This is a genomic window from Streptococcus oralis (genome assembly GCF_001983955.1).
Taxonomy (GTDB): domain Bacteria; phylum Bacillota; class Bacilli; order Lactobacillales; family Streptococcaceae; genus Streptococcus; species Streptococcus jiangnanensis.
In genome coordinates this window covers 1,930,577-1,947,848 of sequence record NZ_CP019562.1, presented here as the reverse complement: position 1 = coordinate 1,947,848, position 17,272 = coordinate 1,930,577, and the positions used below count along the sequence as shown (strand labels likewise).

The window sequence follows — 17,272 nt, the reverse complement described above, 5'->3', positions numbered from 1 at the left end:
CTCAGACGAATTTTATTATGACTTCAGTTGTTGTTGTAGGTACCCAGTGGGGTGATGAAGGTAAAGGGAAAATTACAGATTTTCTTTCAGCTAATGCAGAGGTAATTGCTCGTTATCAAGGTGGTGATAATGCTGGTCACACGATTGTGATTGATGGTAAGAAATTTAAGTTGCACTTGATTCCATCTGGAATTTTCTTTCCTGAAAAAATCTCTGTTATTGGGAATGGAATGGTCGTGAACCCAAAATCCCTTGTGAAAGAGTTGAGCTATCTTCATGAGGAAGGTGTGACAACTGATAATCTACGTATCTCTGATCGTGCGCATGTTATTTTGCCTTATCATATTGAGTTGGATCGCTTGCAGGAAGAAGCTAAGGGTGACAATAAGATTGGTACTACAATCAAGGGAATCGGTCCAGCATATATGGACAAGGCTGCTCGTGTTGGAATTCGTATTGCGGATCTTTTGGATAAGGATATTTTCCGTGAACGTTTGGAACGCAATCTTGCGGAAAAGAATCGTTTGTTTGAAAAATTATATGATAGCACCCCTATTTCAGTTGATGATATTTTTGAAGAGTATTATGAATATGGTCAACAAATCAAGCAATACGTGACAGATACATCCGTTATCTTGAACGATGCACTTGATAATGGCAAACGTGTGCTGTTTGAAGGTGCGCAAGGTGTTATGCTAGATATCGACCAAGGTACGTATCCATTTGTTACGTCGTCAAACCCTGTCGCTGGTGGTGTGACAATTGGGTCTGGTGTTGGCCCAAGTAAGATTGACAAGGTTGTAGGTGTATGTAAAGCCTACACAAGTCGTGTAGGAGACGGACCTTTCCCAACGGAATTATTTGATGAAGTGGGAGATCGCATCCGTGAAGTAGGTCATGAATACGGTACAACAACTGGTCGTCCACGTCGTGTGGGTTGGTTTGACTCAGTTGTGATGCGTCACAGCCGCCGTGTATCTGGGATTACCAATCTTTCATTGAACTCTATCGATGTTTTGAGTGGTTTGGATACTGTGAAAATCTGTGTGGCCTATGATCTTGATGGTCAACGTATTGATTACTATCCTGCTAGTCTTGAGCAGTTGAAACGCTGCAAGCCAATCTATGAGGAATTGCCAGGTTGGTCAGAAGACATCACTGGAGTCCGTAATTTGGAAGATCTTCCTGAGAATGCGCGTAATTATGTTCGTCGTGTAAGTGAGTTGGTTGGTGTTCGTATCTCAACTTTCTCAGTAGGTCCCGGTCGTGAACAAACTAATATTTTAGAAAGTGTTTGGTCATAGGAGATTTTTAAGATTAGTTTAAGACAGGTTGGGTATACTATAGACAGTTACAAGAAGACCTCCTAACTTGTTGTAACAAATATCCTAAACTTTTCTTTTTCATAATAATCTCCCTATAAAGTCACCGAATTCGGTGGCTTTTTTTGTGTTGAGAAACATGGTATAATGATAGAATTGATAGCTAGGAAGAGAGAAGAGATGAATTACACGCTTGAAGAAAAAGAAGCTTTTATGAGAGAGGCCTTAAAAGAGGCAGAAATTGCTTTAGAACATGATGAAATCCCGATTGGTTGTGTAATTGTCAAGGACGGAAAAATCATTGGGAGAGGACACAATGCGCGAGAGGAGTTGCAACGGGCAGTCATGCATGCGGAAATTATGGCCATAGAGAATGCTAATTTGAGCGAAGAGAGTTGGCGTTTGCTCGATTGTACGCTTTTTGTGACCATTGAGCCTTGTGTTATGTGTAGTGGGGCAATTGGTCTCGCACGGATTCCAAACGTGGTCTACGGGGCTAAAAACCAGAAATTTGGAGCTGCTGGAAGCTTATATGATATTTTGACAGATGAGAGGCTCAATCACCGTGTGGATGTTGAAACAGGTGTTTTAGAGAATGAGTGTGCAGCGATTATGCAAGACTTTTTCCGAAATCGACGTAAAAAATAATTTCTCTTTAAAAACCGAGGGGAATGTGGTATAATAAATAGTGGAGCAACAGTTCTGCGTGAAGCGGGTCAGGGGAGGAATCCAGCAGCCCTAAGCGATGTGAATTGTGTGCTCTTTTTTCGTGCTTTTTTCGAATAAATAAGATAAAATAGCCTAGAATAAATGATTATAGAAAAGAGAAAAATATGAAAATTCGTGGTTTTGAATTGGTTTCGAGTTTTACAGACGAAAATTTATTGCCGAAACGAGAGACAGCTCACGCGGCTGGTTATGATTTAAAGGTTGCGGAACGCACTGTGATTGCTCCAGGAGAGATTGTTTTGGTTCCGACAGGGGTTAAGGCCTATATGCAGCCGACAGAGGTGCTCTATCTCTATGACCGTTCATCAAACCCTCGTAAGAAAGGCTTGGTCTTGATTAACTCAGTTGGGGTCATTGATGGGGATTATTATGGAAATCCTGGGAATGAAGGCCATATCTTTGCTCAGATGAAAAATATTACTGACCAAGAAGTGATTCTTGAAGTTGGAGAACGTGTGGTTCAGGCTGTCTTTGCGCCTTTCTTAATTGCGGATGGAGACGAGGCAGACGGCGTGCGAACTGGTGGATTTGGATCGACAGGGCACTAAGATGAAGATTATTTTTGTACGTCACGGGGAGCCAGATTATCGTGTGTTAGAGGAGCATGCTTATTCCGGATTTGGAATGGATCTAGCTCCCTTATCTGAGAAGGGAAGGAAACAGGCTCAGGACCTTTGCCAAAATCCCTTGTTCCAATCAGCTGATCTGCTAGTAGCTTCTTCAGTGACACGAGCTTTAGAAACGGCTTCTTATCTTGCTAGTGCTATTGGATTTCCTTTGAGAGTGGAGCCATTATTGCATGAATGGCAAGTCTATGAAAGTGGCGTAGAGAATTTTGAAAAAGCTCGTACTCTGTTTCTAGAAAATAATGGCTCCTTACCTCCTAATAGTCCTATTCAATATGAGACAGCTGAGGAAGTGAGGTCTCGGTTTCTAAAATCTATGCGCAAGTATCGAGACTATCAGTCAGTCGTTGTTGTCACTCATCGAATGCTCATGCGCCAATTTGTACCAGACGAGAAGATTGATTTTTGCCAAGTGATTGAGTGTGAGATAGAGATATAGATATGGAAAGAAGAATAATGAATGAGCTATAAGGATTTTCAAGCTTTTACTGCCGAGAATTGTCTAGGGTATAAGAAGATTTATGAGATTAGTATTGGAGGATTTCTTTACCTAGCATTTCTCCCTGATGCCTATCATGAAATTCTGTGTATTTCTTCAGACTACATGTCAATCATTGATAGCGAAAATGGGCAAGTAACACCAATAGACGGAGATTACGATGAGGTAGAGTTAGTAGCCATGTGTGAGGGCTGTGATTCTCCCATTTCTATTGCGGGACAATATGGTGGAAGTCTCCCTTTGGACAATGGGGAAGATATCCGAGTGACAATGGAAAAAGATCAATCTGGGAAGTATCCGATTTTAACCATTTTTTGGGAAAAGGATAAAGAAACTAGGGTACAAATTTATAAAGGTTATTTACCGTATATTTTTGGTTTTAGTCCGGATGGAGAGTATTATGCTTATGCAGATGATGGCGGATTGACTGTTTTAAAGAAAGATAGTTGATAGCGTGAAAAAAAGAAATTTTAAAATGAGAGGATTAGAATCATCGCAAAGAAAAAAGCGACATTTGTATGTCAAAATTGTGGGTATAATTCCCCAAAATATCTAGGGCGTTGTCCTAACTGTGGGTCTTGGTCTTCTTTTGTAGAAGAGGTTGAGGTTGCCGAGGTCAAGAATGCGCGTGTGTCCTTGACAGGTGAGAAAACCAAGCCCATGAAACTGGCTGAGGTGACTTCCATCAATGTCAATCGAACCAAGACGGAGATGGAGGAATTCAACCGTGTACTTGGAGGCGGAGTGGTACCAGGGAGTCTCGTCCTTATCGGTGGGGATCCAGGGATTGGGAAATCAACCCTTCTCTTACAAGTATCGACTCAGCTGTCCCAAGTAGGGACTGTTCTCTATGTCAGTGGGGAGGAGTCTGCCCAGCAGATTAAACTCCGTGCAGAGCGCTTGGGGGATATTGATAGCGAGTTTTATCTCTATGCAGAGACCAATATGCAGAGTGTTCGATCTGAGGTGGAGCGCATCCAACCAGATTTTCTCATCATCGACTCTATCCAGACGATTATGTCTCCTGAAATTTCAGGGGTGCAAGGATCTGTGTCTCAGGTGCGTGAGGTGACAGCTGAACTCATGCAGTTGGCGAAGACCAATAACATTGCCATCTTTATCGTAGGGCATGTGACCAAGGAAGGTACCTTGGCTGGTCCGCGTATGTTGGAGCATATGGTGGATACGGTGCTTTACTTTGAAGGGGAGCGCCACCATACCTTCCGTATTTTGAGGGCAGTCAAAAACCGTTTTGGTTCCACTAATGAGATTGGCATCTTTGAGATGCAGTCGGGTGGATTGGTTGAGGTCCTCAATCCGAGTCAAGTTTTCCTAGAGGAGCGTTTGGATGGGGCTACTGGCTCGTCAATCGTTGTGACCATGGAAGGGACCCGTCCGATTTTGGCGGAGGTTCAGGCTTTGGTAACACCAACCATGTTTGGAAATGCTAAGCGTACGACGACTGGACTTGATTTCAATCGTGCAAGTCTGATTATGGCTGTTTTGGAAAAACGAGCAGGGCTTCTCTTGCAAAACCAGGATGCCTATCTCAAATCTGCTGGTGGTGTGAAATTGGATGAGCCTGCCATTGACTTAGCCGTTGCAGTGGCCATTGCCTCTAGTTACAAGGACAAGCCTACCAATCCTCAGGAATGTTTTGTGGGTGAACTGGGCTTGACCGGAGAAATTCGGCGCGTGAATCGCATCGAACAACGTATTAATGAAGCGGCAAAACTGGGCTTTACCAAGATTTATGTACCCAAGAATTCCTTGACAGGAATCATTCCACCCAAGGAAATTGAAGTCATTGGTGTGACAACGATTCAGGAAGTTTTGAAAAAGGTCTTTGCATAATCCGTGACAAATCCTCTTAAAAATGATAAGATAGGAGAAATATTTGATTATCAAATTTTTGAGGAGGGAATCGTGTCGTATTTTGAACAGTTTATGCAAGCCAATCAGGCTTATGTTGCCCTACATGGGCAGTTAAATCTGCCACTTAAACCCAAAACCAGAGTAGCTATCGTGACCTGTATGGACTCACGTCTACACGTTGCGCAAGCTCTAGGTTTGGCCCTTGGGGATGCTCATATCTTGCGGAATGCGGGTGGTCGAGTAACTGAGGACATGATTCGTTCACTGGTGATTTCCCAACAACAGATGGGAACAAGAGAGATTGTGGTGTTGCATCATACAGACTGTGGAGCTCAAACCTTTCAAAATGAAAGTTTTCATGAACATTTGAAACACGAGCTCGGAGTTGATGTGTCCGATCAAGATTTTTTACCATTTCAGGATGTTGAAGAGAGCGTGAGAGAGGATATGCAATTGCTTCGAGAATCTCCACTGATTCCTGATGATGTGGTTATTTCAGGTGCTGTCTATGATGTGGATACAGGAAGTATGAGAGAAGTATACTAACTTTGTCTCGAAAAAATCTCATCCTAGCATAAAATCGATTGTTAAAATGTAGGATTTTCAGTTTTAATATAGCTAATATAAAATAGTAAAAAACAAGGGTATAAATGTTTGCTCTTGTTTTATTTTTGATTGAAAAATAAAGGAAAAAGCGCTACAATGGTAGATGGAAAATGTTGTGTAAAAAACAAGTGATACATAAATACCGGAGGAAATCATGTCTTTTTCTGATTTAAAGCTGTTTGCCCTTTCTTCTAATAGAGAATTGGCAGAGCGTGTGGCGCAAGAAATTGGGATAGAGTTGGGGAAATCGACTGTTCGCCAATTTTCAGATGGGGAGATTCAGGTCAACATTGAAGAATCAATCCGTGGAAAACACGTCTTTATCCTACAATCAACGAGTTCACCTGTAAATGATAATTTACTTGAAATTTTAATTATGGTGGATGCATTGAAGCGTGCTAGTGCAGAATCTGTCAATGTTGTTATGCCCTACTATGGCTATGCACGTCAGGATAGAAAAGCGCGCGCGCGTGAGCCAATCACAGCAAAACTCGTTGCAAACATGCTAGAAGTTGCTGGGGTGGATCGTTTGTTGACGATTGATTTGCACGCTGCACAGATTCAGGGATTCTTTGATATTCCTGTAGATCACTTGATGGGTGCTCCATTGATTGCGGACTATTTTGAACGTCGTGGCATGGTTGGTTCTGACTACGTGGTTGTCAGCCCAGACCATGGTGGAGTGACTCGTGCTCGTAAATTGGCAGAGTTTTTGAAAACCCCGATTGCGATTATTGACAAACGCCGTAGTGTAGACAAGATGAATACCAGTGAAGTGATGAACATCATTGGTAAGGTAGAAGGTAAGACTTGTATCTTGATTGATGATATGATCGATACAGCTGGAACTATTTGTCATGCGGCAGATGCTCTTGCTGAAGCAGGTGCTGTTGAAGTTTACGCAAGCTGTACGCACCCAGTTCTTTCTGGGACAGCTATGGACAATATCCAAAAATCAGCTATTAAGAAATTGGTTGTTTTGGATACTATCTACCTACCAGAAGAGCGTTTGATTGATAAGATTGAACAAATTTCGATAGCTCATCTTCTGGGCGATGCTATTATCCGTATTCACGAAAAACGTCCTCTTTCTCCCCTATTTTGTATTGAGAAAAAGATTTAATCTTTCACTTGAAGTAGACAGAACCCCTAGCAGGTTTCTTTTCTTGCTAGGAGATTTTTATAGTCAAAATCTGCAAGCCTTTTCAAAATATGCTATACTGAGAAAAAAGGAGGATTTCTATGAGCCAAGAATTTATCAATCCAAGTGATGGTGTGATCCGTCAGTATCTGGAGACCAGTAAAACGTTAGCAGTAGTGGGCTTGTCCGATCGTGAAGAAACAACTAGTAATCGAGTGACCAAGGAAATGCAAGCTCGGGGCTATAAAGTCATTCCAGTTAATCCCAAGGCTGCAGGTGGGGAAATCTTGGGAGAAAAGGCCTATGCAAGTCTAGCTGAAATCCCTTTCCCTGTAGACATCGTCAATGTATACCGACGTAGCGAGTTTTTACCAGATGTGGCGCGTGATTTTCTTAAGGCTGATGCTAAGATTTTTTGGGCACAACTGGGACTTGAAAGCCTAGAAGCGGAAGAAATCTTGCGTTGTGGAGGATGCGATGACATCGTGATGAATCGCTGTATCAAGAGAGAACACACACGCTTAATTCTTGAACAATAAAAAGGTAGCCAGTAGGCTACCTTTTGTGTTAGAAAATACCAATCAATGCCTGCATGCCTAGGCTGGTAAGGATGATAGCAATCCAGCAAAGGCCTCCAAGAAGAATGGATTTCCCACTGGATTTGACCATGGCAATCAGATTGGTTTTGAGACCGATGGCACTCATAGCCATGATAATGAGAAATTTGGAGAGTTGTTTAAGAGGGGTAAAGAAGCTACTAGACACACCGAGAGAGGTGAGAAGAGTCGTTAATAGAGAAGCCAGGATAAAGTAAAGGATAAAAAGTGGGAAGACTTTTTTCAGCTGTACGCCTTGTTTATTTTCTTGCTGGCGACTTTGCCAGTAGGAGAGAAAGAGCGTAATGGGAATGATAGCTAGGGTGCGCGTGAGTTTCACAATGGTTGCAGACTCAAGGGTATTGGTCTGGTAAAGACTGTCCCAGGAGCTGGCGGTAGCCGTTACAGAGGAAGTGTCATTGACCGCAGTTCCTGCAAAGAGGGCGAAGCCATCATTGGATAGGTGAAGCCAGGTTCCTAGGGTTGGAAAGATGAGCGCAGCCAAGACATTGAAGAAAAAGATAACGGAAATGGCTTGGGCAACTTCTTTTTCCTTGGCATGGATAACGGGTGCTGTCGCAGCAATGGCAGAGCCACCACAGATAGAAGATCCCACTCCAACCAAGATAGCCAGTTTTGTATCCAGTGCAAAGAAGCGCTGGAAGAGGTAGGCAATAATCAGGGCTATTGAAATGGTGGAGAGGATAACAGGGAGTGAAGATTGCCCAACTGCGAAGACTTGCGAGATATTGAGACCAAAACCAAGCAAGACAACGGCATATTGGAGTAATTTTTTAGAACTAAAGGTCAATCCAGCATCCAGTTGTTTATAGGATGAGAGAAAGGGATTTAGGAGCATTCCTATGAAAATGGCAAAAACGGGTGCGCCAATGACAGGAAAGAATCCTCCTAAGTACCAAGATACGATAGAAATGAGAAGGCAGGCAAAGATGCCTGCTCCATTTTTTGATAAAAATGACATATAAACCTCCGAAAATAAGCATTTTTTATTATACTCCTGTCGAGAAGAAAAGTAAAACAGAAAGTGAAAAATGCGGGTTTCAGATGGATTTTGCGGTCAGGGAGCTTTTGTAGTATAATAGTACTATGTTCTGTAAGCAAGGGGGATATCTATGGACTTAACCAAGCGCTTTAATAAACAGTTAGACAAGATTCAAGTTTCGTTGATTCGCCAGTTTGACCAGGCTATTTCAGAGATTCCTGGGGTCTTGCGTTTGACCTTGGGGGAACCTGATTTTACAACACCAGATCATATCAAGGAGGCAGCCAAGCGAGCCATTGACCAGAACCAATCCTACTATACTGGGATGAGTGGTCTGCTGACTCTACGTCAGGCGGCTAGTGACTTTGTTAAGGAAAAATACCAACTGGACTATGCTCCTGAAAATGAAATCTTGGTTACAATTGGGGCGACAGAGGCCTTATCTGCTACTTTGACAGCTATTTTGGAAGAGGGAGACAAGGTGCTCTTGCCAGCTCCTGCCTATCCAGGTTATGAACCGATTGTCAATCTAGTTGGGGCAGAGATTGTCGAGATTGATACAACTGAAAATGGTTTTGTCTTGACTCCTGAGATGTTGGAAAAGGCCATTTTGGAGCAAGGGGACAAGCTCAAAGCTGTCATTCTCAACTATCCAGCTAATCCGACAGGAATTACCTATAGTCGGGAGCAGTTGGAAGCCTTGGCAGACATTTTACGCAAGTATGAGATTTTTGTTGTCTGTGATGAGGTTTACTCAGAATTAACCTATACAGGCGAAGCCCATGTATCTTTGGGAACTATGCTGAGAGACCAGACTATTATTATCAATGGTTTATCTAAATCGCATGCTATGACTGGTTGGCGTTTAGGCTTTATCTTTGCTCCTGCGTCTTTCACAGCTCAGTTAATCAAGAGTCACCAGTATTTGGTTACTGCTGCAAACACCATGGCCCAACATGCTGCAGTAGAAGCCTTGACCGCTGGTAAAAACGATGCAGAGCCTATGAAGAAGGAATACATCCAGCGTCGAGATTACATTATTAAGAAGATGACAGCTCTTGGCTTTGAAATTATCAAACCAGATGGTGCCTTCTATATCTTTGCTAAGATTCCAGCAGGTTACAATCAAGACTCCTTTGCTTTCCTCAAGGATTTTGCCCAGAAGAAGGCCGTTGCCTTTATCCCGGGTGCTGCTTTTGGTCGCTACGGAGAAGGCTATGTGCGCCTGTCCTATGCAGCCAGCATGGAAACGATCAGAGAGGCCATGAAACGACTTGAGGAGTACATGAGAGAAGCATGATTCAGTCTATCACGAGTCAAGGCTTGGTGCTCTACAATCGTAACTTTCGTGAAGATGACAAGCTAGTCAAGATCTTTACCGAGCAGGCGGGCAAGCGCATGTTTTTCGTCAAACACGCTGGCCAGTCCAAACTAGCTCCGGTTATTCAGCCCTTGGTGTTGGCACGATTTCTCTTGCGAATCAATGATGATGGGCTTAGCTACATTGAGGACTATCACGAGGTGATGACCTTTCCCAAGATTAATAGTGATCTCTTTGTCATGGCCTATGCAACCTATGTGGCTGCCCTTGCAGATGCTAGTTTGCAGGATAATCAGCAGGATGCTCCCTTGTTTGCTTTCTTGAGGAAGACTCTGGAGTTGATGGAAGCAGGGATAGATTATCAGGTTTTAACCAATATTTTTGAAATTCAAATCTTGACTCGATTTGGAATCAGCCTTAATTTTAATGAGTGTGTCTTTTGCCATCGGGTCGGTCAGGCCTTTGACTTTTCTTTCAAATATGGAGCCTGCCTCTGCCCAGAGCATTATCATGAGGATGAGAGACGTTGTCATCTAAATCCCAATATCCCTTATCTGCTCAATCAATTTCAAGCCATTGATTTTGAAACCTTGGAGACCATTTCGCTTAAGGCCGAAATCAAGCAAGAGCTACGCAAGTTTATGGATCAACTCTACGAAGAGTACGTTGGGATTCACCTAAAATCAAAGAAATTTATCGATTCCCTAGCAGACTGGGGACAATTACTAAAAGAGGAAGACAAATGAAAAAAATCGCAGTAGATGCTATGGGGGGCGATTACGCACCTCAAGCCATCGTTGAGGGTGTCAATCAAGCCCTTGCTGACTTTTCAGATATTGAGATTCAACTCTACGGAGATGAAAGTAAGATCAAGCAATATCTAACGGCTACAGAGCGCGTCAGCATTATCCATACGGATGAGAAAATCAACTCAGACGATGAGCCGACAAAAGCTATCCGTAAGAAGAAAAATGCCAGCATGGTATTGGCAGCCAAGGCAGTCAAGGAGGGAGAAGCAGATGCCGTCCTCTCAGCTGGGAACACAGGTGCCTTGTTGGCTGCAGGATTCTTTATTGTGGGTCGTATCAAAAATATCGATCGTCCAGGACTCATGTCTACCTTGCCGACCATCGATGGAAAAGGCTTTGATATGCTAGATCTCGGTGCCAATGCAGAAAATACAGCCCATCATCTGCACCAATACGCTGTCCTAGGTTCCTTCTATGCGAAAAATGTTCGTGGAATTTCGAAACCACGTATTGGTTTGCTCAACAATGGAACAGAAAGCAGCAAGGGAGATCCGCTTCGAAAGGAAACATACGACTTGTTAGTAGCTGATCAAAGTTTGAACTTTGTCGGAAACGTGGAAGCGCGTGATCTGATGAATGGCGTTGCGGATGTTATCGTAACAGATGGTTTCACGGGAAACGCTGTTCTCAAATCCATCGAAGGTACAGCTTTGGGAATCATGGGCTTACTTAAAAATGCTATTACGGGTGGTGGCCTTCGAGCGAAGCTAGGTGCTCTACTTCTTAAGGATAGTCTTAAGGGATTGAAGACACAGCTCAACTATTCAGATGTTGGAGGGGCAGTTTTGTTTGGTGTCAAGGCGCCAGTTGTAAAAACTCATGGCTCAAGTGATGCCAATGCTGTGTACAGTACGATTCGTCAGATTCGTACCATGCTAGAAACAGACGTAGTTGCTCAGACTGCGCGTGAATTTTCAGGAGAATAAAAAAGATGACAGAAAAAGAAATTTTTGACCGTATTGTAACCATTATCCAAGAGCGACAGGGAGAAGACTTTGCCGTAACAGAGGCTTTGAGTTTGAAAGACGATCTAGATGCGGACTCAGTGGATTTGATGGAGTTTGTCTTGACACTAGAAGATGAATTTGGTATCGAAATCACTGATGAGGAAATCGACCAACTTCAAAGTGTAGCGGATGTAGTAGCGATTATTAAAGATAAAAAATAGCCAAAAGCAACATGCAAGTCATGTTGTTTTTTTATTTGCAGAAAAAAGGGAAACTTTTAGTAGAAATTGCGAATAAAGAGATGAGAAAGAAAAAGGAGGAATGTTTATGTATGTGACTGGCTTTTATCCGTGGTTTATTAAGTGGTTTTTAAAATAAAAATGAATGAATTGTTTATTTTCGAATTGTTTTTCGAATAGATAGGTAAGGAAAAAGGGAAGGAGACTATGTGATGTATTTACCAATCTTATTGCCATGGTTGATCAAATGGTATTTAAAATAAATGAAATTTACCTGTTCATTTTAAATCACTTCTCGAATAGATAAGTGAGAAGAAAAGGAAGGAGAGAAAAAATGATTTCAGTTATTTTTCCAATCTGGTTTTTAAAATGGTTTAAAGCCTAGAAACCGTAAACTAAAAAAATAAAAATAAAGGAGAAAAAAGATGACAAACTTTGACAAAATGGAACAAAACTTTGTAGCTCTTACTGAAGAAGAGTTGATGGATGTGGATGGGGGAGCATGGCCGATTGTAGCTTGGGTGATTGCTAATCCTGTGACAGCAGCTAAAATTGCTGGTGGAATTACTGCAGCAGGAATTGCAGGTTATAATTATGTGACGAGTAGATGGTAATAGAAGGAGGAGATGATATGGAAAAATCTATTTTAAAATTTGAAACAATGACTGATACGGACTTGCAGGAAATTCAAGGGGGAGCCTTTCCCCTTCTTATCCCTGTGGCAGTTGGTTTTGTAAAAGGTTTTGTATATACAGGTGGAGCTATTTTAACAACTCGAGCACTCTTTTCAGGTAAATAGGAGTCTGCTATGAAAAAAATCTTATTAGGATTTGCTGAGGGGTATTTTGTCGTATCGATTATTCTTTATATCGCAACGTATTTGATTATGAAAAATCCGATCAATACTCTGTTTTATCCAGAAACCTATCCAATTCTGCTTGGTCTGTTTTATGTAGGATACAAGTACAAAACAAAAGAAAGTACGATTGGAAATTGATGAACCATCAGATCGGAGTTTGAGATGAAAGTCGTTCAATTACTACAAAAAGCTTGACCAGAGTTTATTGTATTGTTTAGCTCTATAGCTTATCTAATGATTAGAATTGTGGCTGATGTAAACAAAATAAATCTACCTACATGGTTTGAATGTTTTGATATACCTACGATTTCATTATTCTTGATGATCTTTATCTTACTTTATAGAAGTGAAGAAAAAGATAACAAACGATGACAACATGAGTCTGATTTCTGTAGATTCAGCATAAAAGCAATCTTAGAGTGTTAGACCAATGAACCGTAATCTACATTTAGTGAGGAAGGTGTCTGTATGTTAAAAAAAGAGGTGATCTTATTAGGAGAGCTTCTACTAGTACGTATTGTGCTTTCTAGCATTCAAGTTTTAATGGACTATAAGTTATTACCAGGAAAGTATGGTGTAAATTTTATGTAGCTTTCAGAACTTTTTACCTATCCAGCTTTCATTTTAATTATTTACATATCAGTAAAATACCGTACTATCCAGAAAATAATGGCTAAAGAAGGAAATGAGGGCGAAAATGAATAAGATTGAAAAATCTATTCTTGTATTCACTTTCCTATTTTTAATGAATATTTTCATCTTTACGATTCTAGCAACTCTTGGATTTCAGCTAACAATGAGTGAAAGTAGTTATCTGGTGCTACCTGCGTTTGCGTTTATCGTTTTATACGCCATTAACAAAAGAAGTGGGAAAGGCAAGAAATCTGTATAATTGAATATTCTAGGCAGGACTCTTGTTCTGCCTATTTTCTTTGGTAAAAGTGCTGTTGAGGTGAGGATATTGTTTTTTCAGAAATAATTCCCTTCTTTCGTCCTTATTTGGTTAAAATAATCTTACAAATTTTTAAAGAGATTGTTAGAAAAAGGAGAAGATATGAAATTTAGGAAAAGGCACTATCGTCCCCAGGTGGATCAGATGGATTGTGGCGTGGCTTCCTTGGCTATGGTATTTGGCTACTACGGTAGTTATTACTCCTTGGCTCATCTACGAGAATTAGCCAAGACGACTATGGATGGGACGACCGCTTTGGGACTTGTAAAGGTGGCAGAGGAGATTGGGTTTGAGACGCGGGCTATCAAGGCGGATATGACGCTTTTTAATCTGCCAGATTTGACCTTTCCTTTTGTGGCCCATGTGCTCAAGGAAGGGAAGTTACTCCACTACTATGTGGTGACAGGTCAGGATAAAAAGCACATTCATATCGCTGATCCGGATCCTGGTGTCAAGCTGACCAAGATTTCCCGTGAGCGTTTTGCGCAAGAGTGGACAGGGGTCAGTATTTTTATGGCGCCATCTCCGGGCTATAAACCTCATAAGGAGAAGAAACAGGGTCTCCTATCCTTCTTGCCAATCTTACTCAAACAGCGTGGCTTAATTACCAATATCGTCCTAGCGACACTCTTGGTGACCTTGATTAATATTGTGGGCTCCTACTATCTTCAGTCTATCATTGACAGTTACGTACCAGACCAGATGCGTTCGACCTTGGGCATTATCTCTATTGGTTTGGTCATCGTCTATATTCTCCAGCAGATTTTGTCTTATGCGCAGGAATACCTCTTACTTGTTCTGGGTCAACGGTTGTCCATCGATGTGATTTTGTCCTACATCAAGCATGTTTTTCATCTGCCGATGTCCTTTTTCGCGACACGCAGGACAGGAGAAATCGTTTCTCGTTTTACAGATGCCAATAGTATCATCGATGCACTGGCGTCGACCATTCTGTCGATTTTCCTAGATGTGTCGACGATTTTGATTATCTCGCTGGTCTTGTTTTCACAAAATATGACACTTTTTTTCATTAGTCTACTTGCGCTTCCCATCTATACAGTGATTATCTTTGCTTTTATGAAGCCGTTTGAAAAGATGAATCGGGATACCATGGAAGCTAATGCGGTTCTGTCTTCTTCTATCATTGAGGACATCAACGGCATTGAGACCATTAAATCTTTGACCAGTGAAAGTTCGCGCTATCAAAAAATTGATAAGGAATTTGTGGCTTATCTGAAAAAATCTTTCACCTATAGTCGGGCAGAAAGCCAGCAAAAGGCTCTGAAAAAAGTTGCCCAGCTCCTGCTCAATGTTGCCGTTCTCTGGCTGGGAGCTATTCTGGTCATGGATGGGAAAATGAGTTTGGGCCAGCTGATTACCTATAATACTTTGCTTGTTTACTTTACCAATCCTTTGGAAAATATCATTAACCTACAAACCAAACTTCAGACAGCGCAGGTTGCCAATAATCGCTTAAATGAGGTTTATCTAGTAGCTTCGGAGTTTGAGGAGCAGAAAACAGTCGAAGATTTGAGCATGATGAAAGGGGATATGACCTTTAAACAAGTTCACTATAAGTATGGCTATGGGCGTGACGTCTTGTCGGATATCAATTTGACCATTCCCCAAGGGTCTAAGATGGCTTTTGTGGGGATTTCAGGGTCAGGTAAGACGACCTTGGCCAAGATGATGGTTAATTTCTACGATCCTAGTCAGGGAGAGATTAGTCTGGGTGGTGTCAATCTCAATCAGATTGACAAAAAGGCCTTGCGCCAGTATATCAACTACCTGCCTCAACAGCCCTATGTCTTTAACGGAACGATTTTGGAGAATCTTCTCCTTGGAGCCAAGGAGGGGACAACTCAAGAGGATATCTTACGGGCGGTCGAATTGGCAGAGATTCGGGAGGATATTGAGCGCATGCCCCTGAATTACCAGACAGAATTAACTTCGGATGGGGCTGGAATTTCTGGTGGGCAACGGCAGAGAATCGCTCTGGCGCGTGCTCTCTTGACGGATGCACCTGTCTTGATCTTGGACGAGGCGACTAGCAGTTTGGATATTTTGACAGAGAAGCGGATCGTGGATAATCTCATGGCTTTGGACAAGACCTTGATTTTCATTGCTCACCGCTTGACCATTGCTGAGCGGACAGAAAAGGTTGTTGTTTTGGAGCAGGGCAAGATTGTCGAAGAAGGAAAGCATGCTGATTTGCTTGCACAGGATGGATTTTACGCCCATTTGGTGAATAGCTAGAAAGAGGAGAGGATGAAACCAGAATTTTTAGAAAGTGCGGAGTTTTATAATCGTCGTTACCATAATTTTTCCAGTCGGGTGATTTTACCTATGTCACTTCTGCTCGTATTTCTGTTAGGATTTGCAGTTTTTGCAGAGAAGGAGATTAGTTTGTCTACCAGAGCGACTGTCGAACCTAGTCGGATTATTGCCAATATCCAGTCGACTAGCAATCAACGCATTGTGGCCAATTATCTGGAAGAAAACAAGTTGGTCAAGCAGGGGGAACTACTCGTTCAGTACCAGCAAGGGGCGGAGGCTGTCCAGATTGAGGCATATGCCAGTCAATTGGAGATGTTAAAGGATCAAAAAAAGCAGTTGGGATATTTGCAATCCAGTTTGAAAGAGGGGAGTGATCAATTCCCAGAGGCGGATAAGTTTGGTTACCAGGAGATGTTTCGAGACTATCTCAGCCAAGCTAGTAGTCTTAGGAGTAATGTTTCTCAGCAAAATGCCAGCATCTCTTCTCAAAATGCGGCAGCAAGTCAGAGCCAGGCCGAGATTGGCAATCTTATCAGCCAAACAGAGGATAAAATTCGAGACTACAAAACAGCTAAGTCAGCGATTGAAAAGGGAGATCAACTAGATAGTCAGAATCCAGCCTACTCTTTTTATCAGACCTATAAAAATCAAGGTGAAGAAGATCCGCACGCTAAATCGCAAGTTATTGCGCAAGTGGATGCACAAATTGCCCAGCTAGAGTCCAGTCTAGCTACCTATCGTGTACAGTATGCGGGTTCTGGGGCTCAGCAGGCCCACGCAACGGGACTGGATAGTCAACTGGAATCACTTAAATCTCAGCACCTAGTCAAAGTTGGTCAGGAATTAACTCTTCTAGATCAGAAAATTTTGGAGGCGGAATCGGGTAAGAAGGTACAGGGAGGTCTCCTAGATAAAGGGAAGATTACAGCAAGTGAGGATGGGGTGCTTCACCTTAATCCTGAAACCAGTGATTCTACCATGGTCGCAGAAGGAACCCTGCTAGCCCAACTCTATCCATCCCTGGAAAAAGAAGGGAAAACCAAACTCACAGCCTATCTCAGTTCAAAAGATGTTGCTAGAGTCAAGATTGGGGACTCTGTCCGTTATACTACGACTAATGATGCGAAGAATCAAATTTTCCTGGATTCCACGATTACAAGTATTGATGCGACAGCTACAAAGACTGAACAAGGAAATTTCTTTAAAATTGAGGCGGAGACTAATTTAACTTCGGAGCAGGCTGCAACACTTCGCTATGGTTTAGAAGGCCGCCTGCAGATGATCACAGGGAAGAAAAGCTATCTCCGTTATTTTTGGGATCAATTTTTGAATAAAGGGTAATATTCGTGTTTTTCAGAGGATAAATGATTTTAAAACTGTAAGAAGAGTTCATCTTGCAGTTTTTCTTTACGCTTAAAATAGGAAAACGTCATTTATTCGTAAAAACCTTGAATTTTTCATGCTTTTGTGG

The 17,272-nt window shown here is 42.0% G+C and carries 21 protein-coding genes and 1 other RNA gene; 21 read left to right on the top strand and 1 reads right to left on the bottom strand.

Annotated elements, in window-relative coordinates; all coding sequences use genetic code 11:
- Positions 1 to 17 precede the first annotated feature (17 nt).
- From BWR56_RS09730 to BWR56_RS09685, 10 genes are all read left to right on the top strand, one after another.
- Complete coding sequence (locus BWR56_RS09730) at positions 18 to 1,304, top strand: adenylosuccinate synthase (RefSeq protein ID WP_049506397.1); 1,287 nt, start codon at positions 18 to 20, stop codon at positions 1,302 to 1,304.
- Positions 1,305 to 1,502: 198 nt separating this feature from the next.
- On the top strand, positions 1,503 to 1,970 hold the full coding sequence (gene tadA / locus BWR56_RS09725; RefSeq protein WP_049506373.1) for a tRNA adenosine(34) deaminase TadA: 468 nt from the start codon (positions 1,503 to 1,505) through the stop codon (positions 1,968 to 1,970).
- A gap of 32 nt (positions 1,971 to 2,002) precedes the next feature.
- Positions 2,003 to 2,096, top strand: an RNA gene (gene ffs, locus BWR56_RS09720) — signal recognition particle sRNA small type.
- A gap of 59 nt (positions 2,097 to 2,155) precedes the next feature.
- A complete protein-coding gene (locus tag BWR56_RS09715) occupies positions 2,156 to 2,599 on the top strand; it encodes a dUTP diphosphatase (protein WP_000701979.1) in 444 nt (147 codons plus the stop codon).
- Between the two features lies 1 nt (position 2,600).
- Entirely contained in the window at positions 2,601 to 3,116 is a 516-nt protein-coding gene (locus tag BWR56_RS09710) for a histidine phosphatase family protein (protein ID WP_049506298.1), read from the top strand.
- A 21-nt stretch (positions 3,117 to 3,137) separates the two neighbouring features.
- Positions 3,138 to 3,626, top strand: coding sequence for a hypothetical protein (locus BWR56_RS09705; RefSeq protein WP_049506296.1), 489 nt, complete (start codon positions 3,138 to 3,140; stop codon positions 3,624 to 3,626).
- A 39-nt stretch (positions 3,627 to 3,665) separates the two neighbouring features.
- On the top strand, positions 3,666 to 5,030 hold the full coding sequence (gene radA / locus BWR56_RS09700; RefSeq protein WP_180367621.1) for a DNA repair protein RadA: 1,365 nt from the start codon (positions 3,666 to 3,668) through the stop codon (positions 5,028 to 5,030).
- Positions 5,031 to 5,102: 72 nt separating this feature from the next.
- Positions 5,103 to 5,597, top strand: coding sequence for a beta-class carbonic anhydrase (locus BWR56_RS09695; protein ID WP_002876632.1), 495 nt, complete (start codon positions 5,103 to 5,105; stop codon positions 5,595 to 5,597).
- Between the two features lie 214 nt (positions 5,598 to 5,811).
- Positions 5,812 to 6,780 carry a ribose-phosphate diphosphokinase gene (locus BWR56_RS09690; RefSeq protein WP_076984875.1) on the top strand — a complete coding sequence of 323 codons (969 nt, stop codon included), beginning with the start codon at positions 5,812 to 5,814 and terminating at the stop codon, positions 6,778 to 6,780.
- A 119-nt stretch (positions 6,781 to 6,899) separates the two neighbouring features.
- Positions 6,900 to 7,337, top strand: coding sequence for a CoA-binding protein (locus tag BWR56_RS09685; protein ID WP_076984874.1), 438 nt, complete (start codon positions 6,900 to 6,902; stop codon positions 7,335 to 7,337).
- A 28-nt stretch (positions 7,338 to 7,365) separates the two neighbouring features.
- On the opposite strand, the gene BWR56_RS09680 is transcribed toward BWR56_RS09685, so the two are convergent.
- Positions 7,366 to 8,376 carry a YeiH family protein gene (locus BWR56_RS09680; RefSeq protein ID WP_076984873.1) on the bottom strand — a complete coding sequence of 337 codons (1,011 nt, stop codon included), beginning with the start codon at positions 8,374 to 8,376 and terminating at the stop codon, positions 7,366 to 7,368.
- Positions 8,377 to 8,527: 151 nt separating this feature from the next.
- Here BWR56_RS09680 and BWR56_RS09675 point away from each other — a divergent pair, with 151 nt between their 5' ends.
- From BWR56_RS09675 to comB, 11 genes are all read left to right on the top strand, one after another.
- Positions 8,528 to 9,697 carry a pyridoxal phosphate-dependent aminotransferase gene (locus BWR56_RS09675; RefSeq protein WP_076984872.1) on the top strand — a complete coding sequence of 390 codons (1,170 nt, stop codon included), beginning with the start codon at positions 8,528 to 8,530 and terminating at the stop codon, positions 9,695 to 9,697.
- Positions 9,694 to 10,464 carry a DNA repair protein RecO gene (gene recO / locus BWR56_RS09670; RefSeq protein ID WP_000616142.1) on the top strand — a complete coding sequence of 257 codons (771 nt, stop codon included), beginning with the start codon at positions 9,694 to 9,696 and terminating at the stop codon, positions 10,462 to 10,464. Before BWR56_RS09675 ends, recO begins: the two co-directional genes overlap by 4 nt.
- Complete coding sequence (gene plsX / locus BWR56_RS09665; RefSeq protein WP_049506288.1) at positions 10,461 to 11,453, top strand: phosphate acyltransferase PlsX; 993 nt, start codon at positions 10,461 to 10,463, stop codon at positions 11,451 to 11,453. Before recO ends, plsX begins: the two co-directional genes overlap by 4 nt.
- 5 nt (positions 11,454 to 11,458) lie before the next feature.
- Positions 11,459 to 11,695, top strand: coding sequence for an acyl carrier protein (locus BWR56_RS09660; protein ID WP_000136435.1), 237 nt, complete (start codon positions 11,459 to 11,461; stop codon positions 11,693 to 11,695).
- Positions 11,696 to 12,138: 443 nt separating this feature from the next.
- Positions 12,139 to 12,327 (top strand): class IIb bacteriocin, lactobin A/cerein 7B family, encoded by a 189-nt coding sequence (locus BWR56_RS09655; protein ID WP_049506287.1) that lies wholly within the window; start codon positions 12,139 to 12,141, stop codon positions 12,325 to 12,327.
- A gap of 17 nt (positions 12,328 to 12,344) precedes the next feature.
- Entirely contained in the window at positions 12,345 to 12,512 is a 168-nt protein-coding gene (locus BWR56_RS09650) for a bacteriocin (RefSeq protein ID WP_000415691.1), read from the top strand.
- 9 nt (positions 12,513 to 12,521) lie between these two features.
- The gene (locus tag BWR56_RS09645) at positions 12,522 to 12,710 is read left to right on the top strand and encodes a hypothetical protein (RefSeq protein WP_000722238.1); all 189 of its coding nucleotides are present in this window, start codon (positions 12,522 to 12,524) and stop codon (positions 12,708 to 12,710) included.
- A gap of 66 nt (positions 12,711 to 12,776) precedes the next feature.
- Positions 12,777 to 12,944 carry a bacteriocin immunity protein gene (locus tag BWR56_RS10030; RefSeq protein ID WP_231071383.1) on the top strand — a complete coding sequence of 56 codons (168 nt, stop codon included), beginning with the start codon at positions 12,777 to 12,779 and terminating at the stop codon, positions 12,942 to 12,944.
- Positions 12,945 to 13,269: 325 nt separating this feature from the next.
- Positions 13,270 to 13,464, top strand: a complete 195-nt coding sequence (locus BWR56_RS09630; protein WP_049506282.1) for a hypothetical protein — start codon at positions 13,270 to 13,272, stop codon at positions 13,462 to 13,464.
- 162 nt (positions 13,465 to 13,626) lie between these two features.
- Complete coding sequence (gene comA, locus BWR56_RS09625) at positions 13,627 to 15,780, top strand: peptide cleavage/export ABC transporter ComA (protein ID WP_061421733.1); 2,154 nt, start codon at positions 13,627 to 13,629, stop codon at positions 15,778 to 15,780.
- A 12-nt stretch (positions 15,781 to 15,792) separates the two neighbouring features.
- The gene (gene comB, locus BWR56_RS09620; protein ID WP_071852016.1) at positions 15,793 to 17,142 is read left to right on the top strand and encodes a competence pheromone export protein ComB; all 1,350 of its coding nucleotides are present in this window, start codon (positions 15,793 to 15,795) and stop codon (positions 17,140 to 17,142) included.
- Positions 17,143 to 17,272: the final 130 nt, after the last annotated feature.